General features: G+C 51.7%; 30 protein-coding genes and 3 pseudogenes. 3 read left to right on the forward strand and 30 right to left on the reverse strand.

The window, feature by feature from the left end; translation table 11 throughout:
- The coding region (locus PACILC2_RS18280) for a hypothetical protein (RefSeq protein WP_213529964.1) at positions 1–274 on the forward strand (274 nt) is incomplete at its 5' end.
- A 106-nt stretch (positions 275–380) separates the two neighbouring features.
- On the opposite strand, the pseudogene PACILC2_RS18285 reads toward PACILC2_RS18280, so the two are convergent.
- From PACILC2_RS18285 to PACILC2_RS18385, 21 genes and pseudogenes are all read right to left on the reverse strand, one after another.
- Positions 381–1,648: pseudogene (locus PACILC2_RS18285) on the reverse strand (nucleotide sugar dehydrogenase).
- A gap of 9 nt (positions 1,649–1,657) precedes the next feature.
- A complete protein-coding gene (locus tag PACILC2_RS18290) occupies positions 1,658–2,371 on the reverse strand; it encodes an N-acetyltransferase (RefSeq protein ID WP_213529966.1) in 714 nt (237 codons plus the stop codon).
- 68 nt (positions 2,372–2,439) lie between these two features.
- A complete protein-coding gene (locus PACILC2_RS18295) occupies positions 2,440–2,856 on the reverse strand; it encodes a hypothetical protein (RefSeq protein WP_213529968.1) in 417 nt (138 codons plus the stop codon).
- Positions 2,857–2,882: 26 nt separating this feature from the next.
- Positions 2,883–3,602: a glycosyltransferase family 4 protein gene (locus PACILC2_RS18300; RefSeq protein ID WP_213529970.1), complete on the reverse strand. Its 720-nt coding sequence runs from the start codon at positions 3,600–3,602 to the stop codon at positions 2,883–2,885.
- Complete coding sequence (locus PACILC2_RS18305) at positions 3,599–3,871, reverse strand: hypothetical protein (RefSeq protein ID WP_213529972.1); 273 nt, start codon at positions 3,869–3,871, stop codon at positions 3,599–3,601. Before PACILC2_RS18305 ends, PACILC2_RS18300 begins: the two co-directional genes overlap by 4 nt.
- Positions 3,868–4,821, reverse strand: coding sequence for an NAD-dependent epimerase/dehydratase family protein (locus tag PACILC2_RS18310; protein WP_062495550.1), 954 nt, complete (start codon positions 4,819–4,821; stop codon positions 3,868–3,870). The genes PACILC2_RS18305 and PACILC2_RS18310 overlap by 4 nt, the downstream gene beginning before the upstream one ends.
- Positions 4,818–5,480: a Gfo/Idh/MocA family protein gene (locus PACILC2_RS18315; RefSeq protein WP_213529974.1), complete on the reverse strand. Its 663-nt coding sequence runs from the start codon at positions 5,478–5,480 to the stop codon at positions 4,818–4,820. The genes PACILC2_RS18310 and PACILC2_RS18315 overlap by 4 nt, the downstream gene beginning before the upstream one ends.
- A 38-nt stretch (positions 5,481–5,518) precedes the next feature.
- Positions 5,519–5,884, reverse strand: coding sequence for a Gfo/Idh/MocA family protein (locus PACILC2_RS18320; protein WP_213529976.1), 366 nt, complete (start codon positions 5,882–5,884; stop codon positions 5,519–5,521).
- A pseudogene (locus PACILC2_RS29495) lies at positions 5,881–6,898 on the reverse strand (DegT/DnrJ/EryC1/StrS family aminotransferase). Before PACILC2_RS29495 ends, PACILC2_RS18320 begins: the two are co-directional and overlap by 4 nt.
- 43 nt (positions 6,899–6,941) lie before the next feature.
- On the reverse strand, positions 6,942–7,436 hold the full coding sequence (locus PACILC2_RS18330; RefSeq protein ID WP_443678857.1) for a glycosyltransferase family protein: 495 nt from the start codon (positions 7,434–7,436) through the stop codon (positions 6,942–6,944).
- Complete coding sequence (locus PACILC2_RS18335) at positions 7,331–7,966, reverse strand: DUF3880 domain-containing protein (RefSeq protein WP_443678858.1); 636 nt, start codon at positions 7,964–7,966, stop codon at positions 7,331–7,333. The genes PACILC2_RS18330 and PACILC2_RS18335 overlap by 106 nt, the downstream gene beginning before the upstream one ends.
- A gap of 18 nt (positions 7,967–7,984) precedes the next feature.
- Positions 7,985–8,563, reverse strand: coding sequence for a glycosyltransferase family 2 protein (locus PACILC2_RS18340; protein ID WP_062495558.1), 579 nt, complete (start codon positions 8,561–8,563; stop codon positions 7,985–7,987).
- Entirely contained in the window at positions 8,529–9,056 is a 528-nt protein-coding gene (locus PACILC2_RS18345; RefSeq protein ID WP_213529988.1) for a hypothetical protein, read from the reverse strand. The genes PACILC2_RS18340 and PACILC2_RS18345 overlap by 35 nt, the downstream gene beginning before the upstream one ends.
- Complete coding sequence (locus PACILC2_RS18350; RefSeq protein WP_213529990.1) at positions 8,987–9,664, reverse strand: glycosyltransferase family 2 protein; 678 nt, start codon at positions 9,662–9,664, stop codon at positions 8,987–8,989. The genes PACILC2_RS18345 and PACILC2_RS18350 overlap by 70 nt, the downstream gene beginning before the upstream one ends.
- Before the next feature lies 1 nt (position 9,665).
- On the reverse strand, positions 9,666–10,451 hold the full coding sequence (locus PACILC2_RS18355) for a glycosyltransferase family 2 protein (RefSeq protein ID WP_213529992.1): 786 nt from the start codon (positions 10,449–10,451) through the stop codon (positions 9,666–9,668).
- A 90-nt stretch (positions 10,452–10,541) separates the two neighbouring features.
- Complete coding sequence (locus PACILC2_RS18360) at positions 10,542–11,384, reverse strand: glycosyltransferase family 4 protein (RefSeq protein ID WP_213529994.1); 843 nt, start codon at positions 11,382–11,384, stop codon at positions 10,542–10,544.
- 178 nt (positions 11,385–11,562) lie between these two features.
- Entirely contained in the window at positions 11,563–12,558 is a 996-nt protein-coding gene (locus PACILC2_RS18365) for a glycosyltransferase family protein (RefSeq protein ID WP_213529996.1), read from the reverse strand.
- A gap of 73 nt (positions 12,559–12,631) precedes the next feature.
- Complete coding sequence (locus PACILC2_RS18370; RefSeq protein WP_213529998.1) at positions 12,632–13,531, reverse strand: DUF4855 domain-containing protein; 900 nt, start codon at positions 13,529–13,531, stop codon at positions 12,632–12,634.
- On the reverse strand, positions 13,532–14,335 hold the full coding sequence (locus tag PACILC2_RS18375; RefSeq protein WP_213530001.1) for a glycosyltransferase family protein: 804 nt from the start codon (positions 14,333–14,335) through the stop codon (positions 13,532–13,534). It abuts the gene before it with no gap.
- 231 nt (positions 14,336–14,566) lie between these two features.
- Entirely contained in the window at positions 14,567–15,289 is a 723-nt protein-coding gene (locus tag PACILC2_RS18380; protein ID WP_213530003.1) for a glycosyltransferase, read from the reverse strand.
- On the reverse strand, positions 15,289–15,564 hold the full coding sequence (locus tag PACILC2_RS18385; protein ID WP_213530005.1) for a hypothetical protein: 276 nt from the start codon (positions 15,562–15,564) through the stop codon (positions 15,289–15,291). Before PACILC2_RS18385 ends, PACILC2_RS18380 begins: the two co-directional genes overlap by 1 nt.
- A 178-nt stretch (positions 15,565–15,742) precedes the next feature.
- On the opposite strand from PACILC2_RS18385, the gene PACILC2_RS18390 reads away from it, so the two are divergent.
- Entirely contained in the window at positions 15,743–16,531 is a 789-nt protein-coding gene (locus PACILC2_RS18390) for a DUF4855 domain-containing protein (RefSeq protein ID WP_213530007.1), read from the forward strand.
- 432 nt (positions 16,532–16,963) lie between these two features.
- On the opposite strand, the gene PACILC2_RS18395 is transcribed toward PACILC2_RS18390, so the two are convergent.
- The 9 genes and pseudogenes from PACILC2_RS18395 to PACILC2_RS18425 all read right to left on the reverse strand — a co-directional run bounded on the left by PACILC2_RS18395 (position 16,964) and on the right by PACILC2_RS18425 (position 24,903).
- Entirely contained in the window at positions 16,964–17,323 is a 360-nt protein-coding gene (locus tag PACILC2_RS18395) for a GIY-YIG nuclease family protein (RefSeq protein WP_213530009.1), read from the reverse strand.
- A gap of 64 nt (positions 17,324–17,387) precedes the next feature.
- Positions 17,388–18,134, reverse strand: a complete 747-nt coding sequence (locus tag PACILC2_RS18400; RefSeq protein ID WP_213530011.1) for a DUF2087 domain-containing protein — start codon at positions 18,132–18,134, stop codon at positions 17,388–17,390.
- Positions 18,135–18,303: 169 nt separating this feature from the next.
- Positions 18,304–19,185 carry a cation diffusion facilitator family transporter gene (locus PACILC2_RS18405; RefSeq protein ID WP_062497228.1) on the reverse strand — a complete coding sequence of 294 codons (882 nt, stop codon included), beginning with the start codon at positions 19,183–19,185 and terminating at the stop codon, positions 18,304–18,306.
- Between the two features lie 365 nt (positions 19,186–19,550).
- Positions 19,551–20,462: a zinc ribbon domain-containing protein gene (locus PACILC2_RS18410; RefSeq protein WP_213530013.1), complete on the reverse strand. Its 912-nt coding sequence runs from the start codon at positions 20,460–20,462 to the stop codon at positions 19,551–19,553.
- Between the two features lie 304 nt (positions 20,463–20,766).
- Entirely contained in the window at positions 20,767–21,048 is a 282-nt protein-coding gene (locus tag PACILC2_RS29500; RefSeq protein ID WP_372447173.1) for a hypothetical protein, read from the reverse strand.
- Positions 21,049–21,365, reverse strand: a pseudogene (locus PACILC2_RS29505) (ATP-binding cassette domain-containing protein); the annotation flags it as partial.
- A 35-nt stretch (positions 21,366–21,400) separates the two neighbouring features.
- Positions 21,401–22,387, reverse strand: a complete 987-nt coding sequence (locus PACILC2_RS29510) for an ABC-F family ATP-binding cassette domain-containing protein (RefSeq protein ID WP_372447172.1) — start codon at positions 22,385–22,387, stop codon at positions 21,401–21,403.
- A gap of 181 nt (positions 22,388–22,568) precedes the next feature.
- The gene (locus PACILC2_RS18420) at positions 22,569–23,636 is read right to left on the reverse strand and encodes a Gfo/Idh/MocA family protein (RefSeq protein WP_062495581.1); all 1,068 of its coding nucleotides are present in this window, start codon (positions 23,634–23,636) and stop codon (positions 22,569–22,571) included.
- Positions 23,637–23,775: 139 nt separating this feature from the next.
- Positions 23,776–24,903, reverse strand: a complete 1,128-nt coding sequence (locus PACILC2_RS18425) for an MBL fold metallo-hydrolase (protein ID WP_213530015.1) — start codon at positions 24,901–24,903, stop codon at positions 23,776–23,778.
- 172 nt (positions 24,904–25,075) lie between these two features.
- On the opposite strand from PACILC2_RS18425, the gene PACILC2_RS18430 reads away from it, so the two are divergent.
- The gene (locus tag PACILC2_RS18430; protein ID WP_062495585.1) at positions 25,076–26,236 is read left to right on the forward strand and encodes a conserved virulence factor C family protein; all 1,161 of its coding nucleotides are present in this window, start codon (positions 25,076–25,078) and stop codon (positions 26,234–26,236) included.
- Positions 26,237–26,319: the final 83 nt, after the last annotated feature.

Below are 26,319 nucleotides of genomic sequence, written 5' to 3' on the forward strand. Positions count from 1 at the left end.
GCTGCAGGGACGCAAAATAAGCGACGAGCAGATAAAAGAATGGCTGTTGGAGCTTGTGGAAGGTGAAGAGCATATCTATGGGTACAAGCTCTTAGCCGAGTGTCTTCGTAACAAGTATGAGCTCATCCTTGATATCCGCTTGCCACAATTGGTTGAGACCGGAGAAGATGCGTGCTTTCTGGGCACGCCGTACACGAAAAAACAGCGATGCGCCTGTACGGGGCGGTCGCTGTTTTTTTGTTCGGTACAAACTCGGCGGTTTCTCATCATCTAATACCTCAACTTAGTAGCATGACGCAAGCAGCCGATCTACAATATACGAACTTTATAAATCCCGTCTCCCCAGTGATCAGCAGCTTGCTCGCCTCTTTCATGACCATTCATATAACCCCGCGAGTATCGATCACAGCTTTGGCATGGGACTTGACCAGGCTCCAGTCCACGTTCGAATGATCGGTTAGAATGACGACGAGGTCAGCGGATTGAAGAAGCCCTTTATTCATCACTTTCGAGACATACTTCTCGGAAGACAGCGTAACATTAGATACAAAAGGATCGTGATATTCCACTTGGTAGCCCATCTGCAACAACAGTTTAAATACTTTGATTGCAGAAGATTCACGGATGTCATTGACGTCTTTTTTATACGCTAAACCGATCAGCAACACTTTTTTCTCTTTAGGATCTCCCGGAAGCGACTCCAGTTTTTTGCCGATTCGTTCTGCAATGTGGAACGGCATATAGTTGTTGATTTCATGCGCCGCTTCAATTAATTTGCTGCTTTTTCCGTATTTCTTGGCTTTCCATTGAAAATATAGCGGGTCGACAGGAATGCAATGACCACCAATGCCGGGTCCTGGAAAATAAGGAGTAAACCCGAACGGTTTAGTAGCCGCGGCTTGCAACGTTTCGCGAAAGTCGATGTTCATACTTTCACAAATGATTTCTATTTCATTTACCAGTGAAATGTTGACCAACCGTTGGATATTTTCAATTAATTTGCACATTTCCGCCACCCGCGGATGACTCACCGGTACGGTTTTATGAAACAAAGTGCTATAAAATTGGTTCACCTTTTCTTTGCACGCATTCGTTAAGCCGCTGACCACTTTAGGGATCGTTTCTAGCGGGTAACGATGATTGCCGGGATCAATCCTTTCCGGGGAATATCCCAAATAAAAATCCTGGCCGACCTTTAAGCCGCTCTTTGACAGGATGGGCCAGACCACTTCCTCCAACGTCCCCGGGTACGTAGAGCTTTCATAGATTACAGTCTGACCGGGTTGCAAATTTCTCGAGATGAAAGCCGATGCACTTTTTAATGCCCCAAGCTCTGGCTCTCCCGAATCATCTAGAGGGGTGGGTACACAAACGATAATATACTTGGCTCCCCGGATGAGTTCTCCCGGTACATTTGCTTGAAACCCGGCTTTCATCGCTTCTTTGATTTGATGATGGGTAACGTCCGGAATATAACTTTGTCCGTTCTGAAGCAACTGAAGCTTGTTCTTGTCTTTGTCAATCCCGATAACGGGATACCCTTTTGCTGAATATGAACAGCGAGAGGGAGTCCGACATAACCGAGTCCAACAACAGCGACTTTATCTTTCTGGATTAAACGAATTTGGTTCAATTGATTCCCCCCCATAACTCTATTTTATTCAATTGAACTTCCTCCTCGCGCCAAAAGTCGCCCCGGATTACCAACAAATGTTTGCCCTTCAGGAACATCCTTCGTGATGACGGCCCCTGCACCTACGACAGCATGTTCTCCAATGATAACTCCTGGGAGCAAGGTTGCATTATTCCCGATTCTTGCATGTTTCTTTATGACGGGTCCTTGATGTTTGTAGTTTCCAAGTCCCATGTATTTATCGTTGGAGGTAGAACAACAAGGTCCGATAAATACCTGATCTTCAATAAGCATGTCGCTGGTAATGTAAGATGATGTTTGAATGGTGACACGTCTTCCGATAACTGTTCTAGGTTCAACAATGACATTGCGCCCAATAATACTGCTTTCTCCAACCGAAACGCGTTCCCGAATACTGGCCATATCTCCCACAAGGACGTCATATTCCAATGTTACCCCGCGATAAATAACAACCTCGCTGCCGATTTTTACATGATCTCCGATGACAAGCGGATTCAGTTCAGTAGATGGTTTTAGCGCCACCTTTTTATTATGAAATGGAACCTTTCCAAGTACGCATAAATCGCCGATCTGAACATTGTCCCCAATCTGAGTGCCGCTCTTAACGACAACAAAATTCCCGATCGTTACATTGTCTCCGATCCTGACTCCCGGTTCCAAACTAACATGCTGGCCCAGGGTTACATTTTTCCCGTATATGACAGACGCTTCTTCCATGTTTTGTGCCTTACTCCCTTCCCCCTATAAATTCGTATCTAGCGGACAACAGATGAATTGGGTTTACATCAAACGGTCCCCAGAATTAGGTAAGGGGGTTCTTCCGGTGAAAACTGAATTTGGTCTGCGGATTCCAGCCGTACATAAACCCCGTGATTTTCAAAGCTATTGAAGCGCCAGCCATGGGCGAGATGCTCCAAGTGAAAGCTTTCTTCCCTCGTACCCGGCGAAATTTGCCTTCTATTGATCATTTCCGAGAGTGTGGGACGAACACTTTGAATATGTTGCTCATCCCATCCTGTAGTAATTTCGTGAAGATAAAGTTGAGCTTCCAGGTTCCCGACGGGAAGAGGTACATATAGTGTCATGGAGATCAACGCCATATCCTCTGGAATCACCGCGATGTTAAATGAAACGTACATTTCCTTTCCATCAACAAAAAAACGGTTGGGAATAAATAACGAAGTTTTCACTATCGAATTCAACGCTGTTCCCTCCTTCTCTCGGGTCGTCAGCTGGGCAGCTGTTCATAGATTCGCTCCAGCGTATCCACTACAACCTTCTTGTCGTGATATTTCTCTGCGTATGCCCTTCCTCTCATGCCCAGTTCACTCCGGGTTTCCGGATTTTCAAGCAAAAATTTGATTCGATCTGCCACGTTGTCCGGATTTGCGTTCACAATCGGTAACTCCGGCGGGAACTTGAGCGCCAAATCGTCCCTAATATAGGCAATCACCGGCTTCCCACAAGCCATCGCTTCTACACTGAACAAGCCGTGGGATCCGCAGCGGATTTGGTCAACAATGATATCCGCTTCGCTAAAGAGCTTGACTGCTTCTTCGTGATTCATTTTTTCGATGCGAAGATATTGAAAGTCATACGATTTCTCCAATTGTTTGATGGCCGCCTCAATCACCAAAGTCCCCTTAAAATCAGGGTTAGTCGGTGCGTGAAGGATCAACGGCCGCCTTACATCCTTCTTCGGGAATACGGGAGTGAACGGTTCAAGGTCAATAGCGATCGGCACCACGTGAACCTTCTTGTAATATCGCTCCACGTAAGGGTAGACCTCGTAATCTTGCACGATCGCCTCATCCACATATCGGCTGATTTGAACCAAGCGATCATGCATGACCTCGTTTGCGGGAGAGTCCCCCGTGTAAACATACGGATTATTTTCCCTTGCCTGCTCGTGAAAACGAACATCGTTCCCCCAATGGTGCATGATCATTTTTTGCCCTTGCTTTTGATCAACTCAAGATCCTTGTATCCGGGAATCAGGCTGCTGGCATAATGGAAGTGGAATACATCGAAAAAATTGATAATGTGCTTGGAGGTATTCTTGATTTCATCGAGATTGGTATTGATGAGATTGTCCCTGTAACCCAAGTAAGAGTGAAAAATGTTGTAGCCTGTGGCCAAGTGTCCTCTCCGCTTCAGCTCGCCGCACATAATGCCCATCTGTCCGGCGATCTCGATAATACCGTGGAAGACCTTCATTCCCGCTCCCCTCCCAGCCACTGATACGTCTTGAGAAGACCTTGTGCTAATTCGGTCTGCGCCTTCCACCCCAGCATCCGATACGACAGCCCGGCATCCAAACACCTTCGGTAGACAACGTCAACAGGCCGCTTCGGTTGATAGTTTACGACCGGAGAAGTAATACCGCAGATCTCGGCGATCATTTCCGCAAGCCGATTGACGCTCGTTTCAACGGCCGTTCCAATATTAAACACGTTTCCGACCGCAGCCGAATGGGTTCCGGCCGTAAGCAACGCTTCAACGGCATCCTCAATGTAGGTGTAATCCCGCGTTTGTGTGCCGTCGCTGTAAATTTGGAAAGGAAGCCCGGCGGCGGCAGACTCAAAAAATTTGGCCACAACTCCGCAATAGGGATTGCTGGTGGATTGCCCGGGACCGTACACATTGGATAAGCGCAGTACGGCGATAGGCAATTGATACATCCGTTGGTAGACTTGGCAATAATGTTCCATTGAAAATTTGCTTGCCGCGTAGGGTATAGTCGTCTCGTAACTGGATTCCGGAGTCGGGAGCACATCGGCGTTTCCGTAGACAGAGGCTGTCGAGGTATATACAAATCGTTCGAGCTTCGGACATCTTTCTTTTGCTTTTTTCAACAGCAAGTAGCCGCCGTATAAATTCACATGAAAATCAACATCCGTATTTTGAGCGGACATGACCAAATTTCTGCATGCCACATGATAAATGTGGGTGGTCCCCGGGAGAACCTCGTCCAGCAGCGATTCATTGACAAACGACTCTTCGATAAATGTCAACCGTTCCGAGCAGGGAACATTCTCTCGCCTGCCGGTCGAACAATCATCGATTACAATCACGCTTCGGGATAAGGGCAGAATCCGCCGCAAAAGCTGGGATCCGATAAAACCGGCCCCTCCCGTCACAAGCACTTTGTCAAAAAGAAAACTCACTTCCACTCCTCCATTTCTGCCATCGTCGATGTAGAAAAACCGGTGATAGGCATCTTAACGGCCTGATGCGTCTTGACAGAATGGTATAAGGCGAAAATAATCTCGAGAGCCTTCTTCCCTTCAGAGGCAGAAATCACCGATGAGCCTGGTATGCCTTCGACCGCATGAATAAACTGCCGGTACATCTCGAAATGCTCATCCGCATCGTCGTTTGGAACGGGACGCATGGCGGAAGGATCGGCAAACGACCACTTACGGATTTCATTCAGCCCGATTCCCCCGATGCTGACTGTCCCCTTCTCACCAAATAATGTAATACTGTTATCAAAGTTGCTGGGGTAGGTCAGGGTGTTGGCTTCGATGACACCAATCGAGCGGTTTTGGAATTTCACGATTCCGGCTGCGACATCCTCGGTTTGTTTCGGCAAGGTTCCTCGAAGCATGCTTGCGTACACTTCTCCGCAATCCCCCATAAACCATTGCAACAAATCGACCAGATGGATCCCCTGGTTCAGCAGCATGCCGCCATCCAGATCCCAGGTTCCCCTCCACGGCGCGTCCTCGTAATAGGACTTGGATCGGTTCAACCTCATGGAAGCTACGCCCAAAAATACATGCCCCATCGCCCCGGTTTGAATCAGTTCCTTGATCCGCTTCATGAGAGGCCTGTATCTTAACTGGTGGCACACCTGTACGATCACTTGATGCTGTTCTGACATTCGCACAATTTCTTCCGCATCGTATAGGGAGAGCGCCATCGGTTTTCCAGGATGACGTGCTTTCCGCTTGCAATCGCTTGTTTCGCAAGCTCGGCATGAAAAGCGGACGGTGTGGAAATAATGACCGCTTGAATTCCGTCATCCCGCAGCAATGCGCCAACGTCCCGGTATTTTGCGATTTTCTCTTCAGAAGCGGTCTGTTCCCTGTATTTCTGTTCCGTATAGTTCATCCGCTCCTCCTGAACGTCGCAAAGCGCGGTTAACCGCGCCTTCTCGCACTTCGCGACCGAAGCGACGTGCCGTTCAGCGATTCTGCCGCATCCGATTAATCCGAATCCGATCATGACTTGATCTTCCCTTCAAGGCTGAGCAATGCCTCGATCACTTGGTCCTGTTCACTCTCATAAAGAAACGGGCTCATGGGTATAGCGAGCAGCTCTTCGGACAGGCGTTCCGCAACAGGCAGCGAACCCGGCCTATAACCCAAATGCGCATAGGCTTTCTGCAGGTGGAGCGGACAAGGATAATAGACCCCGCTGTGAATGTTGCGCTGTGCCAACGCCTCCTGCACTCGATCTCTCCGCTGGGTCTTAATGCAGAAAAGATGGTAAATATGCGTTCTGTCCTCTTTTGCAGGATTCGCCCGCAAAGTATTCAAAGGCTTTAATGCTTCGCGGTAACGGTCCGCCAAGCGCCTCCGCACCCGGTTCCACTCATCGATCTTCCGCAAACCGGTCCGCAAGATCGCCGCGTGAATCTCATCCAAACGGCTGTTGTAGCCGATCTCGTCATGATAATATTTTCGAGTGCTGCCATGCTGGCGCAGCCGGCGAATTCGCTCGGCGAGATGCTTGTCGGAGGTCGCAATGAGGCCGCCGTCACCGATCGTGCTTACGTTTTTTGTCGGAAAAACGAAAACACGCCGCATGGCCGATACTGCCCACTCGCATTCCTTTATATTCGGCCCCGAACGCTTGGCAGGCATCCTCAATCACGACCAACCCGTATTTGCCGGCAATGGCCATAATTTCATCCATGTCCGCAGGCTGTCCGAACAGATGAACGGGAATGATGGCTTTGGTTGCCGGCGTTAGCTTTTCTTCAATGCTTGCCGGGTCGATGCAATACGTTTCCGGATCCACATCGGCAAAAACGGGGGTGGCTCCGACCCTGGACACCGCCTCGGCGGTGGCAAAGAATGTAAACGGCGTTGTGATGACCTCGTCACCAGGCCCGATGTTGTAGGCTTCTAATGTTAGAACCAGCGCATCCGTGCCGTTGGCAACGCCGATGGTCTCGGCAACTTGCAAATAATCGGCGACTTCTTTTTCCAGCATTTGAACATTGGGACCAAGCACGAATTTCCCCGAATCAATCGTCTCGGCAACGGAGTTCAAGATCTCATGCTTTATTGATCGAAATTGACGCACCAAAGGAACTAATTCTATCATGTGTTTCTCTCCTTTTCCCCCTAAAGCTCTCGTATATGAATGGCCAAATTCGATTTAAATGTCTTTCAAATGTATGCTCCGCCAAGATCTTCTTCCTTGCCTTGAGTCCTATACGCATCCGTTCCTCTGGGTGCTTTAAATAATACCGGGCGTACTCTATCGTTTCTTCGGGCGAGGAGGATAAAATGATTTCTTCCTCGTGTTCAAAGAGTCTTTCCAATTCTTCCGTACGGCTGGCAAGCATCAGTGAGCCGGAACCTAAAATTTCGAAGGTTCGCTGGGTGACCTGATCCCGGGCATTTTGAATGCCCAGCATAATTTTGCTTTGATGATAAACGGCTACCGTATGCTTGTAAGGCAAAACCCGTGTGCAGCGGATGGAGTGATGGATGCGTTGAACTCCTTTTCCAGGAAATCCTTGCTCTCCATCCAGTTGTGACCCCAAACGTCGACCCTCACATCCATTTGAAGCAATGGAAATAACAATTGCTTCAGGCTGTCGTATCGGTACGTTTTCGTTTCCAAATGCGTTGTCCCGACGAAGGCAATCTCGTATATTTCCTCCGTTTTCATTGTTTTTGGAGGAAACAATCGCGGATTAAACGCAAAGTTCAAGTACTCCGATTCGATTCCCATGCTGCGGTAGTTCTTCACGCAATCCGGATGGATCGTCAAGACCATATCCGGTTTCACACGGCGAACATACGGCAGCGAAATACCTTCAAAATGAATTTTATCTTCCGTGGCCCAATAAATGTGGTATAACGAGTACTTTTCGCACAACTCCGGCAGAACATCAAGGGAGGGATCGAACATCGGTTTGTCGATTCCGACCGTAATCAGCATTTCCGGGCGAAAATGCGCAATTCCAGCTTCGATCTCTTTCATGTTCCACGAGGTTTGGTAGTAGATCTTGTGTCCGATTTGGGATAGTGCGTCAGCCAAACTATTGATGTAGCAAGAGAGATGACTCAAAAAAATATTTTCATGACGTCAGCTTTGTCGCCCCCCGTTCCGGTTGATCTCCACTTTACCGGCCTTCACCCAACGATAGCCCGCTTGACGCGCCCGCTCGCAATAATCGTCAAATATACCTGATCCAGGTGTTTGAGGCTTCTGAAAGTAACCGATTTTGACTATCAATTCGCGTTTCATAAGGATGCATTCGTTGGAAATCTGCTCAATACGCTGCCACTTGTTCAACCCCGACTCATTGACATATGCAGTAGACGTCGGGCGGGCAATGCCGATCTGGTCCGCTAGATACACACCTTCAAGCATATCGGTAAGCCAATGGGGCTTCACAATTGTTTTTTCCGTCATAATCACCAGGTTCTCTCCCGACGACAGCTTCAGTCCGTTATTGCAAGCCGTAATAAAAGTTTGCTGCCAAGGCAAGGAAATCATCGTGATCCGTTCCTTGCAGCAATATTCATATGTTCCGTCATCGGATCCGTTGTCGACCACGATGATTTCATATTCCTCATCTGTATGTTTGCTGATCGAGTTCACACACTCTTTAAGAAGCTCGACTGCATTATAAGTCGGGATGATCACGTTCGTATTGATCATCTTTCGCTTCCCCCTTATTTTCAAAGTCCCGTTGGCGTACGTTGTCCTTGAACCACAACCGGGGACCCGAATCTTTCATCAATTCATGCAGGGCTTCCAAATGATCGCCTAAAATGAGCCTCTCCACCCGATTTCCCAAGCCAGTGTTCCCTCTACGAATCCGGTTGCTTGTGATGACGTCCACTGTTTCAGGCGATTTGAGTATGGACAGACCGAGCCGAACGGCCCTCGCGTGGGCTACAGGAGGAACCGCCAATACGCCGTAACCGATCTTCTTAACGGCATTGCGGGATAGTGCATGAGGTATAGCGGTTAATGAATCGGAAAGCAGATCCTTCCTTCCCAGGCAAACATTCAAAAATTGCTTGGCGACGGATACGGAGTCTATTCTACCGCTTTTCGGCAGAAGCGAAGAGATCGGATTCAGAACAACGTCCGCTCCCTTCTCCATTTCATAAATGAACGGCAGGAGGAGATCGACGCCAATCGACATATCCCCATCCAAAAAAGCAATATTTCCGAGTTGGAAACCTTCGCTCCGACCGCTCTTCCCACATCGTAGCCAAGTGCCGCATCGAAATAAACGACTGTAATGCGATTTGGATAATGACGAACTACTTCATGGCTGTTATCTGTAGACCCGTTAAGTACGACGATGATCTCTTCAAACGGAAGGCGCGTCAGCTCGCCAAGTTGAGCTTTTAGCGTTTCGCTTTCGTTCATTGCCGTAATGATGCATGCCACGGATTTCGCGGTTGGCAGCAACAAGTCACAGGTAATGTTGATATTTACCGCTTCGCAAAAGCCGCGAATAAACTGTCTGCAACTGTGCGGATAGTTGATATCCGTTATATTCTTGAATCCTTGTTCTTTAAACCACTTCGCCCAGCTGGCATTTAAATGGCGGGTCCATTGAATTTCTTCCGGAGGTTCACAGTGAGCCGTTTTGGGCCAAAACCACCCCACGGAGCGCAAACCAGTATCATATAGGTCTTTGACCTTACTTATTTTCCCTTTTCGTACGCGGCGATTTTCCGATTTGCGGACGGCACGGATATTGTCTTTAGCACGATTGCCCTTAACTCGTGAGTTCATTTTCATCTCAGTCTCTCACCTTCTCACGTTTCCTTCCGAAATCGGGATAATTCGCCCGGGAATCACCTCGAGTAAGGATCCAATGGATAGCTTCAAGATGATCCCCTACAATAAGGTCCTCGACCGAATCTGGAGACTTTCTTCTTGGATTTAGCGCACCTACATCGACAAAACTGACCGGTTCGACAACAAGGCCGCTCAATACGGCAATCGCCTGTGCTTTTGGCGGCACCATCAGCTGCTCACAGGCGATGACCTTCAAAGCCTTTTGGCTTAGCGCGTGCGGGACCGTCGCCATCGAAGCGGCGCCTAAATGAGGGGACGACAAGAATTCGTTCAAAACCCTCTTGGATAAACGGACGCGTCCGAGACGGTCTGGTCCCTCATACTTGTTTAAGGCTACGTCCACTCCACGTTCCAACGCTTGAATAAATGGAACAAGCTGCCCGGAGTTAATGACAAAATCTCCATCGATGAATAACATCATGTCTCCCTTTGCCGCCTTTGCTCCTATGCACCGTCCGACATCGTAGCCTAGCGGAGACGGGTAGCGGATTACTTTGGCCCCCATTTGTTCGGCAATTTCTGCGGAACCGTCGGTTGATCCGTTGTCAACGACAATGACTTCTGTTTGAGGGTGGACATCTCGGGCTTCCATAATGATCCTAGCGATGGTGCGAGATTCATTATAAACTGGGATAATGACTGACACTTTGGGATTTTTAGAGTTTTCGACAGGTGTCGCTAACTGCGGATTCATTTCAGAGCGGCTGTTTTTCACCAAATGCTTCATCCGGCCACCACCCCCTATTTTTCTAACCATTCTATTAGAACGGTCTTCACTTCGAGGCGGCTAATACACAATTCTGAATATAAATTTCATTTATCCCGTATTCGTCCTTGCTAATTGATACACTTTAAGAATTTGCTCTGCAACCTTCCCGCTCTCGTGCTGCCTCTCGACATAACTTCTGCCGGCCAAACCCGCTTGCAGCCGTTTTTCCGGCGACAATAGCAAGTCCTTAAGCACGTCATAGATGGTATCCGGATTCGCTATGCTGATGGGAAGACCGACATATTTCGGCAGTAAATCCGGCCTTATATAAGCGATCACCGGTTTCCCGAACGCCATCGCTTCCACGCTCAGCAGCCCGTAGGACCCGCACAAAATTTGATCGATCACAATATCGGCCTGACGATACATGCGAACCGCTTCCTCATGGGACATTTTCTCAATGCGATTGTACCTAAACGGCATCTCCTTGCGCAGTGCCTCGATGGCTTTCTCGATATGGAAAGTTCCTTTAAAAGCTTGATTCGTAGGCGCATGCACGACCAGCGGATTCTTTTCCGCAAGAGACGGATAGGCCGGTGTAAACCGGTTCAATTCGATCGCCAGCGGAATTACATGAACCCGGCGGTAATACGGTTCAACGTATGGAAGCACTTCGTAGTCCTGCACAATCACGTCGCTGAAATAGTGCCCGAGTGTGGTTAGTGTACGCCGAACCGTTTCCTCCGGAGGGGAATCACCGGTATAGACATATGGATTGTGCAGCCTGGCGATGCTGTTCATCCGGACGTCATTGCCCCAATGATGCATGACGACCGGCTTGCCAAGCTGCTTAAGCAGCTCCAAGTCCTTGAATTTCGGATAAAGGGACAAACCGTAATGGTAGTGAAACAGATCAAACCATTGGGTCGCTTCCTCGAACATTCGTCCCATCTCAAATACATCCGTATTAAGAAGGTGCTCCTTATATCCGAGATAGGTTGAAAAAAATTAAATCCTCTTGCAAAATACCCTCTTTGTTGAAGTGAACTGCAAATGGCCCCGATCTGACCGGCAATTTCAATGGGCAAGTGTAAAATATTCATGCTCATACCTCTCTCTGTAAAACAAGCTAAAGAGTTTCATAAATCGAAATCAACTGCTTGGCGACAACCTTGGCGTCATGCCAGGCTTCCGCATACAATCTTCCTTGCTTGCCCAACCGCCTTCTAAGGTCTTCATCCAAAAGGAGCCGCTTTAATTCATCATAAAGGGTGTCCCTATTCGCCGAAACGATCGGAATTTCCTTGGGAAGACGCGCTTTGATGTCCGGACGCAAGTAGCAAACTACGGTCTTGCCAAGTGCCATTCCCTCCACACTGACATTGCCGTACATTCCGCAGTTGATCTGATCAACGATGATATCGGCCTCCCTCATACATGACAACGTTGTTTCCCTGGGGACCTTCTCTAATAAAATGAAATGAAACGGAATCTCCCGGCGAAGTTTTTCCGTAATGCGGATAATATCTTCCGTTCCTTTGAATGCACGGCTCGTCGGTGCGTGAACAACGATCGGGAGGTCATGGGGGGCGGTCGTTTCCTGAGGCCTGATTCGTTCAATATTAATAGGACGCGGCAAAATGTGTACATTCCGGTAATAATCAGCCGCATAATCGTACAGTTCATAGTCTTGCACAATTGCTGTATTCAGATGCTTGGAGAAATAAGAAAGATTAGACAAAATTTGTTGCTCAGGAAGAGAATCCCCTGTATAAACGTAGGGATTAAAGTAATGTTGCCCCTTTACGGCCCGGCTCGGAATGCGGACATCGTTCCCTCTATGATGCATGACGACCTTCTTGCCTGCATGAATCACACGTTCAATGTCGGTCTTATCCTTAAAAAGCGTGTAGCCGGTATGATAATGAAAAATATCAAAATAAGTAATCGCCGTCTCCAGCGTGTTGAGCATCTCGTAAGCGTCCGAATGGAGGAGGGTATTGTCATATTTCAAATAATTATGACGCCAATTATATCCGACAGCCTGATGTCCCAGCGCCCGAAGCTGCAGACAAAGTTCTGCAATCTGACCTCCAACCTCCAGAGGTAAATGTAATATTTTCACAATATATCACCTCTTTACTCTGGAATCGTCATTGTCACCGAATCGTATATCCGATGATAAGCTGTCGGGTCCTCTATAAGCACATCAAGGGGCGTTGTATTCGGAAACGTGTAAACGAGCGGGCCTCTTCCTCCCTGCTTGAAATATTTTTTACCATCTCCAAATACAAGTCGGCGTGATTCGGGTCATAGATTACCCCCCGGCCATTTACCACTTGAATTCCCATTCCATTTAGCGCAGCAAACTTTCCGGTATTGTACAGCCAATCCTTCCCGTATTCGGAGCGCCCCGTATAATTCGCAAACAATGCGATTGCTGAGAAATGAAGCTCCCTCCACTCGATAACCCGGTTAGATCTGTAATTAGCCATCCATAGCCTTTCCAGCCCGAGCGAGGCAATCCATTCATTGCACATCTCAACAACCTCGACATCGGCTTCCGGTATGCCTTGCCGCCCCCAAACAAACCCCCGGAGGCGAACAGGCGTCCTTGCGTAAAAACGGCTCCATCGTTCGATCACCGTTTCAATCGTATCGTGAAGAGCCAATAAACGATGCAACTGAATGTTGAAGCGCCGGGGCCGCTTGCCTTGTTCGTACATATAGTCACCGGGCGGCGGATAAGGTAACATGAGCCATACGCCAATCTCTTGAATTCCGTTGAGGTCCGCAACTGTTGCAAGAGCATGGACCCCTTGCTCTTTCATAAATAACCAATCCACCCATTCCGACCAGTCCTCCTTTCGCGCATGGTCATATCCTGCATACAGGCCGCAATAAAAGCGGCCGCGGGAAGATTGCTGTGGAGCAAGCAAAAACTCTGTAAAGAAAGGGCAACGCCTTCCGTCTTCGTGGCTATAAAGCGTTAAAGGCTCAAATTCCTCCGCCAGCCATCGGAAACTTCGCTGTCTTCTGAAGCAGCTCATCGTATCCAACATGATTATTTTCTTTACTTGTGCATATTCAAGTTGCATTCACTTCCCCCCATTTCGCCAAACCCCTTCATAGATCTTGACCAACGATTGAATGACGACGGAAGCCGAATGATGGCGCTCGACGTATGCACGCCCCAACCTTGCCCTCACCTCGCGCATTTCCTTATCCTTAACCAACATTTTCAACATGTCGTACAAATTGTCGGGATTCGCTGAAACGACCGGCAAATCCAGCGGGTATCGGCTAACCAAGTCCTCCCGAATATAGCAAATAACCGGTTTGCCCAGTGCCATCGCCTCTACACTAAGATTGCCGTAGGCGCCGCATAGCACTTGATCGATGACAATATCCGCTTCGCGATATAATTGAAGCGCCTCGGCATGGCTCATTCCCTCGACAAGCAGAAAACGAATCGGCATTTCCTTCCGCAGCCGGGACACGGCTTCCTCAATCCAAGCTGTTCCTTTGAAATCGCGTTGAGTCGGCGCATGTACGACTAGCGGCGGTTCATGGGACGACCCCTTGAACGCTGGCTGAACGGCGCTTACGTCGATTAGTCTTGGTAATACATAGACGGGTTTTCCCTCTTTCGCATAGTAGTCGATTACATATCCGTACAGCTCGTAGTCCTGGACAATGGCAGCCGATGCATGCTTTGCAAAATAGCGCAAATTGCGGTCAATCTCATCGTCGGGAAGAGAACATTCCGCGTTGACATACGGATTGACGTACCCCTTCCCCTTGAACGCCAAAGCGCGCGACCGCACGTCATTGCCGCGGTGGTGCATGATGATATTCTTTCCGGCGTCCGTAATCATCTCGATATCCCGACGGTCCTCCAAAAAGTATAGCTGTTATGAAAATGAAACAAATCATATTCTTGAATTGCGGCGTCCAATATTTTGGCGAGCTCAAAGGAGTCGGTATTGATAATCTTCCGGTAATCCAGATACGTCTGATAATAGTTATAGCCGACGGAATGAATCCCCAATTTACGCAGAAACTCGCAAATCAAGCCCACTTGCCCCGCTATCTCAAGAGGTGCATGAATGACTTTCATGGTCGGCAACATACTAGACCTCAGTCCTTTCAATCTGTTTGTAAATGTTCAGAAGCTTTGGAATGACTACTTTTACGTCGTGTAATGATTCCGCGTATTTGCGGCTCTCTATCCCAATCCGATGCCTGAGCTCCGGGTCTTTAATCAGCCGGCCCAACACATCACGAATTGTATCTGGATTAGCAATGACGATTGGAAGTTCTTTAGGAAATTTAACTTTGACGTCATCCCTTATGAAAGCGACGACTACCTTTCCCATCGCCATCGCTTCTACACTCAACATTCCGTAAGTACCGCATAAAATTTGATCGATGATAATGTCGGAAGCCGCATACATCCTCATAGCCTCCTGGTGGCTCATCTTTTCAATGGCCTTATAATGAAACGGATGAACACCTATCAAATCTTTAATCGCTTTTTCAATATATTCCGAACCCTTAAACAGGCGATTCGTCGGCGCGTGAATAATAACCGGATTACGGTTAGCGGGCGATGGGTATGAACAAGGAATGTCGGTAACCCGGCAGGCGAGCGGAAGCACATGGACATGCCGGTAATAATCGCTTACGTAAGGGTAAAGCTCATAATCTTGGACTATGCTATGCTGGATATAACAGGATAAGTGCAAAAGCCGCTTGTGAATGCTTTCGTCAGTTAAATAGCTGGGCGGAATAGGATACGGATTGCGTAACAATGCGCCGGAGCGGGATCGCACATCGTTCCCCCAGTGATGCATCACCATTTTTTCCCTATTTGATGTAATATCGGCAGATCGGTGTTGTGAATCAGGAAGCTGTTTCCGTTATGAAAATGAATAAGATCTGCATAACGGATCAAGGCTTCCATGACATTTTTTAATTCGTAAGCATCTGTGTTGATGATTCCCCCGCCGTATTTTAAATAGGTGTGAAACCAGTTGTATCCATTTACCGTATGGCCCGATTCCCGCAATCCGCTGACCAGCGTTTGCATTTGGCCCGCTATTTCAGTAGGAACATGAAGAATTTTCATAACGAACCCCCTCTGGTGAATATGCAGACAAACCACAATATTACCGTATATTCGGCCACAGGAACGAATGATTGTACTCTCATGTTAATTGGTTGTATGCCGTAGGTCGTAACGCTTCGTCATGCATATATATGTAAAATGAATGTCGATACTACTAAACTAACCGGGAGTGAAAAGGTTGATTCCAACTTCTGCCAAAGGCTTCTTATCTCCCCAAGCTTACGGACTCCGCAATCATATTTGCATGATTCCTTGTGGGGGGCTACTGGGTGATGCCAATCAGTATTGGACCAAAGATCAGTTATTGCCTTATGCCAAATACGTAGTAAACAATCAGATTATAGATAATATGTTCAAAGGTTTTATATTCAATGGGATCCGTGCCCGGGAAAAGCATTTCATATATCCTTTATTCGTCGGTTTTGGGGAACCCTCTGATATTACAGATTGGCTCTTATGGGCGGATGCTCTATTCCTGCCGAATTTGAACTTGAACGCTTTGGCTGATGTGGCAGGCAACGAGAAACGGGATGTATGGGTTTCTATTCCGTACCCGCATCCCTTTCAGAAAAGCTTTGGAACGGTGGGCGGCCGCGTCCTTAATTTCCTCCTGGAAGACGATCGTCTGGAAGCTGTGAAATGGTGGATCGATCAATTTTTGGTCCGCTGGAATAAAAATGCCCATCTTCATCAAAATCTTGATTTTCGGGGTTTTCTTTGGCAAAGGGAGGCAATCGATGCCAACGATGAACCGCTTGCAGCCAGAGTCAACGAATGGATCCATAAAAAAGGGTGTCTAAGCATGTGGCTGCCGAACTACGGTTCTTTCGGAGTGATAAATTGGAATACTATGGGTTTTGATGTGACTGCGGTAAATACAAACTATACAGGAAATACCAGTTACGATTACAAATGGATACAATACTCTTCCCTTTTTCTGCAGCGTACCACACCGGAATGCAGATGATATGGGGAAAGGGCTTGATTTACAGCGACAACCACCACTTGGATTATTGGAACCTCGGACTTGCGGCTCATTGCGGATTTATGACAGAATCGTACCTGGTCTATCAATTTCCCAATCAACGGCTCGATGTGCTTATGAAATCTAATTTGGTAGACTACGTACGTCTTTACACATTTATTAAGGGGCTTTATCAACGGGTGGAATATCCAGGTATACCCTATAACTGATTTTCCACTGTCCTCTGCTGGCCGAATCGTCCATTTCAAAGCAAAGTAACGCATTCGACGTAAAGGGAAAAGGTTCTTGTCACCGGCCCACGACAAGAACCTTTGCACGTTATTGCATAGCCGAATAAAACCGAATAAACGTTGCGAACCGCCGGGAGACCGAATAGAAAACAGGCCGCAATCAGGCGGCTTCCGAAAGTGCGGGTTATGGCCTTAACGGCTTGTTGTAGCCCCTGTCCCCGTAAGGCTGCAGCTTTTCCAGCCACGGCTTCAAGATTTGCTTCAGCTCCCAGCGCATATCGGCAACTTCGTCCGCTTCTTTCTGCTCCAGCACCTCGTAAGCGAACGCATCGGGCCCCAGCTCATTCCAATCTTTCTGCAGCTCGGCGTTGGGGAACCTTCCCATCTCCAGCTGGGCTTGTATGGTCAGCCATTTGTTTTTCAGATTGGGGTAGCTGGCGATATACACTTTCCCGTTCACTTTGTTCTCGATCCGGACGACGCCCATATATGTTTTGATTCGCTTGTATTCCTCCAGCAGCTCTCTGCGCTTGTTCTTGTCCATCGTTCCTGCTCCTCTCTCCTGTTCGTGCTGCAATGCCGGTTTCATGTCATCACAAGACTTCCGTTTACTTCAGCCAATATTGTTTGCCGTCCGCCGTTCTGGCCATAAATCCGTAGTCAACCAAATACCGTCTGATGACAGCGAAATCGTCATAGACCCCGCCTATAATTTCATTAATCTCCTTCTCGGAGTATGTTCTTCCGTACTCGAACAGTTCCGTGATTTTCGCCAGGATGACAAGCTTCTTCTTCTCTTTCGGCGGAAACGACTTTAACTTCAGCGGCGACAGACTCTCAAATACCGTTTTGAGAATTCGCTCTTTTTCCTTTTCGGTTATGATATAGCGCTCGTCCACCATCGTGGCATGGCTGTGAACGGGTAAAATCGCCTCTTCGTCGGGAGACTTTTTCTCCATGACCTGTTCGTAAATCGCCAGGTACATTTTGGCTTGCTTCGCTTTTTCGCGAAACGTAAACCTTTGATGCCTTACTGTGGCGGCGGAGATGCCCAGTTTTGTCGCGATTTCTTTGTCGGACAAGCCGGAATAAATCAAAAACAACAGCTCTTTTTGATTATCCGTAAACGCGTTGTATTTGGATTCCGCATAAAGCAGCCGTTTCAGCCGGTCGCCATGCTCGGTGTCCGCATGAATTTGAATGGCGCGGGCGGCATCGAAAAACCGGTTCTCGATCGGAAAAATCTCGCCTGCTTCAAACCGTTTTCGGCAGAAATTGCAAATATAGGACCGGGATTCCGCATCGAAACGGTAGCCCCTCTTCAGTTCGTCAATCGAAAGCTGCTCCATTTCCATTTTCAACATCTCCAAATTTGTTTACATTATTTATAATCATATTATCTATTTGTTTATTTATTTAGTCAACACAATTTTATTTTTTGTAAGTATCCGCATCGGTTCGGCAACAAAAAACCAGTCCCGTCAAGGACTGGTTAAGCCAAAAATACAGGCCGTTCGCCGTATTTCATGGAGAGGTTTCCGGCACGTACGGCTCGACATGAACATGAATGCTCATAATGTTATGCTTTCGTTCCAAACGCCTTTCGATTTCTTCGCTGATATTGTGGCTTTCCACAAGCGATAGCTTCGGATCGACCTGGACGATCACATCGAGCAGCACGTTGCTGCCGTGCACTCTCGCTTTTATATCTTTGATCGATTTGACGCCTTTCGTCCGCTCGATCGTCGCGCGCAGCACCGACAGCTCGTTCTCGTCGAAGCCGTCGGTCAGCGCGTGCGTCGAGCTGTAGAAAATATCCCACGCCGTTTTGCAGATCATGAGTCCTACCGCCAAAGCGGCGACCGGATCGAGCCAAGGCAATCCGAGCTGCGCGCCCACGATGCCGACCACCGCGCCGATGCTGACGAGCGCGTCGGACAAGTTGTCCTTGGCGGCGGCCATCAACGCCTGGTTGTTGATCCGCCTGGCCAAATTCCGGTTGTACAAGTAGACGGCGCCCATGACGATCGCAGCAGCCAGCGCTACCCAGGCCGACATAAGATCCGGAATCTCTTCGGTCGGGGCGAACAGCGTACGGCCCGCTGTAATCAGCACCTGGATGCCGACTGTCGCCATGATGAAGGAAGCGATCAGCGCCGCGACCGTCTCCGCCCGAAAGTGGCCGTAGGGATGGTCATTGTCCGGAGGCTTCTGCGATATCCGGAGTCCGATCAGCACGGCGGCGGAAGCGACGATATCGGTCAAATTATTGAAGCCGTCGGCAACAAGCGCGCTCGATGCGAACACGTATCCGGCGGCCAGCTTGACGGCGGATAACGCCAAATAAGCGCCGATGCTGACCCAGGCACCCTTTTCTCCCTGTTTGATATTTCCGTATTGACTCAGAATCGACACCCCCGAACCCGTTAACAGTCCAATATGAGTATCATACCCGACAGCAACCGTGTGGGTCCAGAGAAACAGTGTTGACCTGTGCGGACATTTATGCAGGTTCTCAACAAGTTTGAACGGCGCGGATTTTTATGCCCGCCGACAACAAGATTGGCCTGAAGCAACTAAAGGACGCCAAACGTTCATTCCCATTATACCCGCCTACCGTCGCGTCTAATCCGGCAGCCGGCCGCCCCGGCGCATTCAGGCTGCACCCTTGACCGCCCGCACCCGCCCGCTCCCGTCCGCGCCATGCGGATAGCGCCGCACAAAGCGCAGCCCCTGTCCGGACCAGCCGAACAGGGGCGCAAGCGGCCGGACTATCGGCTGTCGTCGCCGGGTTTGCCCGAGCCTTCGCCGTGACGGCGGTCGAGCGGGACTTCGCGTTCGTCCGGCCCGGCCTGAGACGGCTGCCCGTCGTCCTCGTCCAGGACGTAGCTTTCGGGCCGCTGAAACGTCTCGCGATAGTATACTTCCTTATAGCGCGAAGTCGATATGGAGCCTTGTGCCGGCCCGCTTTCCCCGGCCGCCGTCTCGTCGGACCAGCCGAACGTCGGCCGCGATTGCTCCGCAGCCCGTTCCGATCCGCCGCCCGGTCTTGCGTCCGCATGCCCGGCCGGCACTTCCGTCTCCGGCCGCGTATCGCCCGAAGCGCGAACGGGCTCGCCGTCCTCCTGCCATTCGCCGGGACCGGCCTGGGACGAACCTTGATCCGATTCTGCCGCTGCCGGCTCCTCCAGATATACCCGTGCGTCTTCCGGCTCCCGAACGTTACCGCCGGTCAAGTCGGAACCGCAGAAAGCGCAAAACTTCGAATTCGGCTCGTTGTCGGCATGACAGGAACTGCATATGATGATGCGCGGCTCCTCGAAAACCGGCTCATCCGGAAAACGCCGCCCGCAATCCGGGCAAAACTTGACATCCATGCCGACGACCCGGCCGCACTCGCAAGTTTTCTCCATGCGGATAAACTTGATCCGGCGTTCAAGCTCGGCAATATCGTCGCGAATGCTCTTCACCCTTTCGCACAGGGCGGTCACTTCGCTTTCCGATTGCGCCGTATCGCCTGCCGCATACGCAAGGAACACCGCCTCGCCGATTTGCGTATAAACCTTTTCGATCTCCTTCTCGCGGGAGGAAATTTGCGCTTTCAGTCGCGTCACTTCAACCGTTTGCTGCGCTTTTCGGGCCGCTTCCGTCGCGCTCTGCTTCATTTTGTCAAAAAAGGACACTTTCGCTCGCTCCTTGTCATCCAAAATTGCCGTTTATTTTAAGCTACAACGATTTTTCGCTCTTCGCAACCCGCCGTGTCGAAAAATGTGACTATCGACCGACCTTTTCCGTCATGATTCGCCATCGCGCCAGCGGCTGCATATGGATTTATACGCGAAAAATCCGAAAAAGTCGCCTTCGAAAGCTATAAAATGGGCATTCTCCGCGTCCGCCGCGGACCGCCGCGCAGCAAAAACGGACCTCCCGTTTTGCCGGAAGATCCGTCTTTGCAAGCCGCGCCGGTCCGTTTCAGCCGGGTTCGCATTATCCGGCCGCATACATCCGCTCGCGCAGCGCTTTAATTTCGTCGCTCTCCAAATATTCGTCGTACGTCATGACGCGATCGATCAGTCCGTTCGGCGTAATCTCCATGATCCGGTTCGCCACCGTTTGCACGAACTGATGGTCATGCGACGTAAACAGCAGCGTGCCGTCGAAGTCGATGAGTCCGTTGTTGAGCGCCGTAATCGACTCGAGATCGAGATGGTTCGTCGGTTCGTCCATAATGAGCACGTTGGCCCCGGACAGCATCATTTTGGCGAGCATGCACCGCACCTTCTCGCCGCCGGAGAGGACGCTCGCTTTTTCAGCGCCTCGTCGCCGGAGAACAGCATCCTGCCGAGGAAGCCGCGAATGAACGTCTCGTCCTGCTCCTTGGAATATTGGCGGAGCCAATCGACCAGATTGAGATCGACGCCGTCGAAATACGCCGAGTTGTCTTTCGGAAAATAAGACTGAGACGTTGTCACGCCCCATTGGAATGACCCGGCGTCCGGCGCAAGCTCGCCCATCAGCAGCTGGAACAGCACCGTTTTCGGCAGACCGTTCGGCCCGACGAAAGCGATCTTGTCGCCTTTGTTCACCGTAAACGTCAGGTTGTCGATTACCTTCTCGCCTTCTACCGACTTCGTAAGTCCTTCGACAAGCAGAAGCTGCTTGCCCGCCTCGCGTTCGGGCTTGAACTGGATGAACGGATATTTGCGGTTCGAAGGACGGATGTCGTCCAGCGTAATTTTTCAAGCAGCTTCTTCCGCGAAGTCGCCTGCCTGGACTTGGACTTGTTGGCGCTGAAGCGCTGGATGAACGCCTGCAGCTCCTTGATCTTTTCTTCCTTCTTCTTGTTCTGCTCGCGCATCAGCTGCAGCGCCAGTTGGCTCGACTCGTACCAGAAATCGTAGTTGCCGACATACAGCTGGATTTTGCCGAAATCGATATCCGCAATATGCGTACATACCTGGTTCAGAAAATGCCGGTCGTGGCTGACGACAATGACGGTACCTTCGTAGTCGGTCAGGAAATTTTCGAGCCAGCTGATCGATTCGATGTCCAGATGGTTGGTCGGTTCGTCCAGCAGCAAAATGTTCGGGCGACCGAACAGCGCCTGCGCCAGCAGCACCCGGACCTTCTCGTTGCCGCTAAGCTCCGCCATCCGCTTATCGTGCAAATCCGGTGTAATGCCGAGGCCGTTCAGCAATTCCGCCGCTTCCGCCTCCGCTTCCCAGCCGTTCATTTCGGCGAATTCCGCTTCCAGCTCGCCCGCGCGCATGCCGTCTTCGTCGGTGAAATCCGGTTTCGCGTACAGCGCGTCTTTCTCCTTCATCACGTCGTACAGCCGCTTGTGTCCCATAATGACCGTTTCAAGCACCGGAAACTCGTCGTATTCGAAATGGTTCTGCTTCAGCACCGCGAGCCGTTCGCCCGGCGTCACATGAACTTCGCCGCTCGTCGGCTCGATCTCTCCGGACAATATTTTCAGAAACGTCGACTTGCCCGCGCCGTTGGCGCCGATAAGCCCGTAACAGTTGCCGGGTGTAAACTTGATATTTACATCTTCAAAGAGCGCCCGCTTCCCGTAACGGAGCGAAACGCCGCTCGTACTGATCATTCGTCCAATCCCGCCTCTCATTGCTATTCATCCACTGATTATAGCATAATTGATGCGAAAAGTCCGATAGAGGGGACCAATGACGGACGTTCAGGCCGTTTTTCATTTCCGCTGTCCCGACCGGGTCATGAAAAAAAGACAACCGGATCGTAATGAGATCCGATTGCCTTGTCCGTGCGCGTCAGTCCCAGTTCAGCTTCACTTCGTGGCCGGTCCGCGACGACTCGTAGATCGCGTCGAGGATGCGGCTGTTCGTATAACCCGACATCGCCGAAGTGATCGGTTCCTTGCCTTCCCGGATGCATTCGACGAAATGGCGGTTCAGCAGCAAGCGGTCGCTCTCGCCTGCTAGCGGTTCGACATCTTTCTCGACGACTTCGTCTCCCTCATGGGTTACATATTTGCCTTTGTCGCCGATCATGGCGACGCCGCCTTCCGTTCCCATCAGATGAATGAACGGTTCCTGGGGAAGTCCGGCCGCATGCGCCGCCCAGCTCACTTCCAGCGACAGCGTCGCGCCGTTGTCCAGCTTGATCAGCGCGGTAGCCAGGTCTTCGACATCGTAGTAGCCGTCCCAATTCGGCGTCCCCCAGTTGCCTGTGCCGAGCCGCTTCGGACCGAATTCCGCGTATGTGGTGCCGTAAACGGACACCGGTTTCGGGTTGCCCATCAAATAGAGCGACAGATCCAGCATATGGACGCCGATATCAATGAGCGGACCGCCGCCAGCCATATCTTTGCGGGTAAACCACGATCCCCAGCCGGGAATGCCTTTTTTGCGCCACCAGCCGGCTTTGGCGTTGTAAATGCGGCCGACGCGGCCGTTTTCGATCTCCTGCTTGAGCGCGCGGCTGATGCCCGACCAGCGCATCTGATGCGACATCATCAGCACTTTGCCGGAACGGTTCTTCGCTTCGACGATCGCGCGAGCCGCCTCCGCATCGATGGCCATCGGCTTCTCGAGCAGCACATGCTTGCCCTTCTCCAGCGCTTCGATCGCAAGGGGAGCATGGAACTGGTTCGGCACGCAAATGACGACGGCATCGACATCCGGGTCGTCCAGCAGCGCTTGCGGATTCTCATGCACATGGCCGATGCCGTGCTCGGCCGCGCGCTTCTCCGCCAGCGGGAGATAAGCGTCGGTAACCGTCGTCACTTCGACGCCTTCCGTCTTGCCGAACGCCTCCATATGGACGTTGCCTATCGCGCCAGCCCCGATAATGCCGAGGCGGATTGGTGAATCACTCATTGCATTGACCTCCAGGTTGACTAAGTCTTGAACTTGCTATGTCCGAGTATACCGGATATTCGTCCGGAATACGATGTGCGCATTTGGCATTCTGTTGTTCAAGTTTGGTTTGTTCGGATAAGGCTCGCCGCCCCGCAAGTCATACGCCGTCAAGGCGCCACGTTTCCCCGTGCGGCAGGACGATGATCCGCCCTTCGTCGATTCCGCGGGCGGCCCGCCCGGCTTCGAGCCGGTCCAGCGCCTCGCGGGGCGTGTCGTCGGCAAGCTTGAACGCGCCGTAATGCATCGGCACGAACAGGCCGGCGCCCGTATCCTCGAACGCTTGCAGCGCCTCCTCCGGCGTCACGTGCTGCGGGCCCATGAACCACTCCGGATCGTAGGCGCCGATCGGCATCATGGCGACATCGATGGCGAACCGCCGGCCGATTTCGCGGAAGCCGCGGAAATACCCGCTGTCTCCGGCGAAATACAGCGTCGGATTGCGGGAGACAACCGGGCGGCCGGAAGAAGCGGCAGGGGCGGACTGATCGCTGTCCCCTGCCAGGGCGGATCGGCCGTTGTCCGTCGGCAGGACGGACCGATCGCTATCCCCCGCCAGGGCGGATCGGCCGCTCTCCCCCGCCAGGGCGGGTCGGCCGCTGTCCGCCTTCGTCGCGCGCGCCGTTTCCGGCTGTTCCGCAACGGGCTCCATCACCCAGCCTCCCCAATGGGAGCGGTTCATGTCCCACGGGGTGCGCCGGGTCCAATGCTGGGCAGGGACGAACGTAAACCGGACGTCCCCGATCCGGGCGGACTCCCACCAATTCAGCTCGTCGACGTCGAAGAAGCCTTTCAGCCTCAGCTTGCTCGAAAGGCCCGCCGGGACGAGCAGCCGCTTCGGTCCGTTCAGCTTGCGAAGCGAGGGGATATGCAAATGATCGTAATGCGAATGCGATACGAGCACGACATCGACCGGCGGCATATCGCCAATCGGCACGCCGGGCGGCGCCAGGCGACGCTGAAACGCCATCTGTCCGGCCCATACCGGGTCGGTCACAATATTCAGTCCGCCAAGCTGGATCAGAAAAGTGGAATGGCCGATCCACGTCAAGGACGGATGCTGCCGATTGCCGTGCAAATATTCGAGATCCGGCGTCACGTTCGGGACGGTATACGAATAGTCCTTGTTTCTGAGCTTGCGAATGCGCTCCTGCCGCCAGCGCTTGAATTGCTGGAACGTTTTCTCCGTGCGCACCGGATCAAGATTGTCGAATCGGGTTCGGCGCAACGTTATCCCTCACCTTCTGCAGCGCGTTTCTCTATGCTCTAAGATAACAATTGCCGGGAGCCAAATCAAATGAGAACCCTTTAACCGGAAATCGCCTGCATTCGGCCGATTCGCATCGGAAATGGATTTGAGGTAAACTGATAGGAAAGGACGCATCAAGGAGGGATACGCAGTGAAACTGATTTCCGTTGAGCCGACGCCAAGCCCCAATACGATGAAACTGAACGTCGACGAGGCGCTGGCGCGGGGCAAGCATGAGACGTATTCGGCCAAGGAGGCGGAGAAAGCGCCGGAGCCGCTGCGAAGCCTGCTGGCGATCGAAGGGGTGAAAGGGCTGTTCCGCACCGCCGACTTCATCGCCCTCGACCGGAAGCCGGGCGCGGACTGGGCGCGCATCCTCGACGAGGTGCGCAAGCTGCTGCAGGCGGCGGAAGCCGACAGCGAAGCCCATAAGCCCGGCACTGCCGCGGACGGCTTCGGCGAAGCCCATGTGCTTGTACAGATGTATCGCGGCATTCCGATCCAGGTGCGCGTCCGGATGGGCGATCGGGAAGAGCGCGCCGCGCTGCCGCAGCCGTTCGCGGAGGCGGTGCAGGAGGCGGCCGGCGCGACGATGATAAGGGAGCGCAAGCTGGAGGAGTTCGGCGTCCGGTACGGGGAGCCGGCCGAGATCGCGGCGGAGGTCGTCCGCGAGCTGGAGGCGGCTTATCCGCCGGAGCGGCTGCGCGAGCTGGTCGAAGCGGCCAAAGCGATGGGCGCGGAGACCGGGGAAGCGCAGCAGCCCGTCGTCCGTCCGCGCCAGCTGACCGCGGCGGAAATTGCGGAGCGGCTCGAGTCGCCGGATTGGCGCGTCCGCTACGCCGCGCTGGAGCGCATGTCGCCGGAGCCGGAGCATCTGCCGCTGCTCGCCAAGGCGCTGGCGGACGACAACGTCTCGGTGCGCCGGCTCGCCGTCGTCTATCTCGGCGACCTGCGTATCCCCGAAGCGCTGCCGCATCTGTTCAATGCGCTGCGCGATCCGTCCGCCTCGGTGCGGCGGACGGCCGGCGATACGCTGTCCGATCTCGGCGATCCCGCCGCGATCGGACCGATGATCGAAGCGCTGCGGGACAAGAACAAGCTTGTCCGCTGGCGCGCAGCCCGCTTCCTGTATGAAGCGGGCGACGAAACCGCGCTCGATGCGCTGCGCGAAGCGGCGCAAGACCCCGAGTTCGAAATCCGCCTCCAGGCGAAGATGGCGCTGGAGCGGATCGAGCGCGGCGAGGAAGCGGCCGGGACGGTATGGCAGCAGATGACGGCCAGCCGCCGCGCGGACCGTGAAGACGGGCGCTGAGACGAAAGCCCGTGCAATCCGAACCCCCCCATCCCTGCGGGCTCCGAAGCTCGCTGCCGCTCGAAGCGGCAAGGGATGGGGGG

Source organism: Paenibacillus cisolokensis, from assembly GCF_018403665.1.
In the GTDB taxonomy this organism is placed as follows: Bacteria; Bacillota; Bacilli; order Paenibacillales; family Paenibacillaceae; genus Paenibacillus_AH; species Paenibacillus_AH cisolokensis.

Bases quoted from the DNA above. Each gene is read 5' to 3' on its own strand.
- PACILC2_RS18420 (WP_062495581.1), bottom strand. From the start codon at position 23,636: ATGAGTGATTCACCAATCCGCCTCGGCATTATCGGGGCTGGCGCGATA.
- PACILC2_RS18345 (WP_213529988.1), bottom strand. From the start codon at position 9,056: ATGTCGATTGGCGTCGATCTCCTCCTGCCGTTCATTTATGAAATGGAG.
- PACILC2_RS18370 (WP_213529998.1), bottom strand. From the start codon at position 13,531: ATGCAACTTGAATATGCACAAGTAAAGAAAATAATCATGTTGGATACG.
- PACILC2_RS18290 (WP_213529966.1), bottom strand. From the start codon at position 2,371: ATGGAAGAAGCGTCTGTCATATACGGGAAAAATGTAACCCTGGGCCAG.
- PACILC2_RS18340 (WP_062495558.1), bottom strand. From the start codon at position 8,563: ATGATCAATACGAACGTGATCATCCCGACTTATAATGCAGTCGAGCTT.
- PACILC2_RS18385 (WP_213530005.1), bottom strand. From the start codon at position 15,564: ATGAAAATTCTTCATGTTCCTACTGAAATAGCGGGCCAAATGCAAACG.
- PACILC2_RS29500 (WP_372447173.1), bottom strand. From the start codon at position 21,048: ATGCTCGCCAAAATGATGCTGTCCGGGGCCAACGTGCTCATTATGGAC.
- PACILC2_RS18300 (WP_213529970.1), bottom strand. From the start codon at position 3,602: ATGATCATGCACCATTGGGGGAACGATGTTCGTTTTCACGAGCAGGCA.
- PACILC2_RS18360 (WP_213529994.1), bottom strand. From the start codon at position 11,384: ATGGGACGAATGTTCGAGGAAGCGACCCAATGGTTTGATCTGTTTCAC.
- PACILC2_RS18320 (WP_213529976.1), bottom strand. From the start codon at position 5,884: ATGATCGGATTCGGATTAATCGGATGCGGCAGAATCGCTGAACGGCAC.
- PACILC2_RS18305 (WP_213529972.1), bottom strand. From the start codon at position 3,871: ATGAAGGTCTTCCACGGTATTATCGAGATCGCCGGACAGATGGGCATT.
- PACILC2_RS29510 (WP_372447172.1), bottom strand. From the start codon at position 22,387: ATGATCAGTACGAGCGGCGTTTCGCTCCGTTACGGGAAGCGGGCGCTC.
- PACILC2_RS18315 (WP_213529974.1), bottom strand. From the start codon at position 5,480: ATGAAGCGGATCAAGGAACTGATTCAAACCGGGGCGATGGGGCATGTA.
- PACILC2_RS18400 (WP_213530011.1), bottom strand. From the start codon at position 18,134: ATGGAAATGGAGCAGCTTTCGATTGACGAACTGAAGAGGGGCTACCGT.
- PACILC2_RS18395 (WP_213530009.1), bottom strand. From the start codon at position 17,323: ATGGACAAGAACAAGCGCAGAGAGCTGCTGGAGGAATACAAGCGAATC.
- PACILC2_RS18355 (WP_213529992.1), bottom strand. From the start codon at position 10,451: ATGAAGCATTTGGTGAAAAACAGCCGCTCTGAAATGAATCCGCAGTTA.
- PACILC2_RS18380 (WP_213530003.1), bottom strand. From the start codon at position 15,289: ATGCATCACTGGGGGAACGATGTGCGATCCCGCTCCGGCGCATTGTTA.
- PACILC2_RS18350 (WP_213529990.1), bottom strand. From the start codon at position 9,664: ATGAAAATGAACTCACGAGTTAAGGGCAATCGTGCTAAAGACAATATC.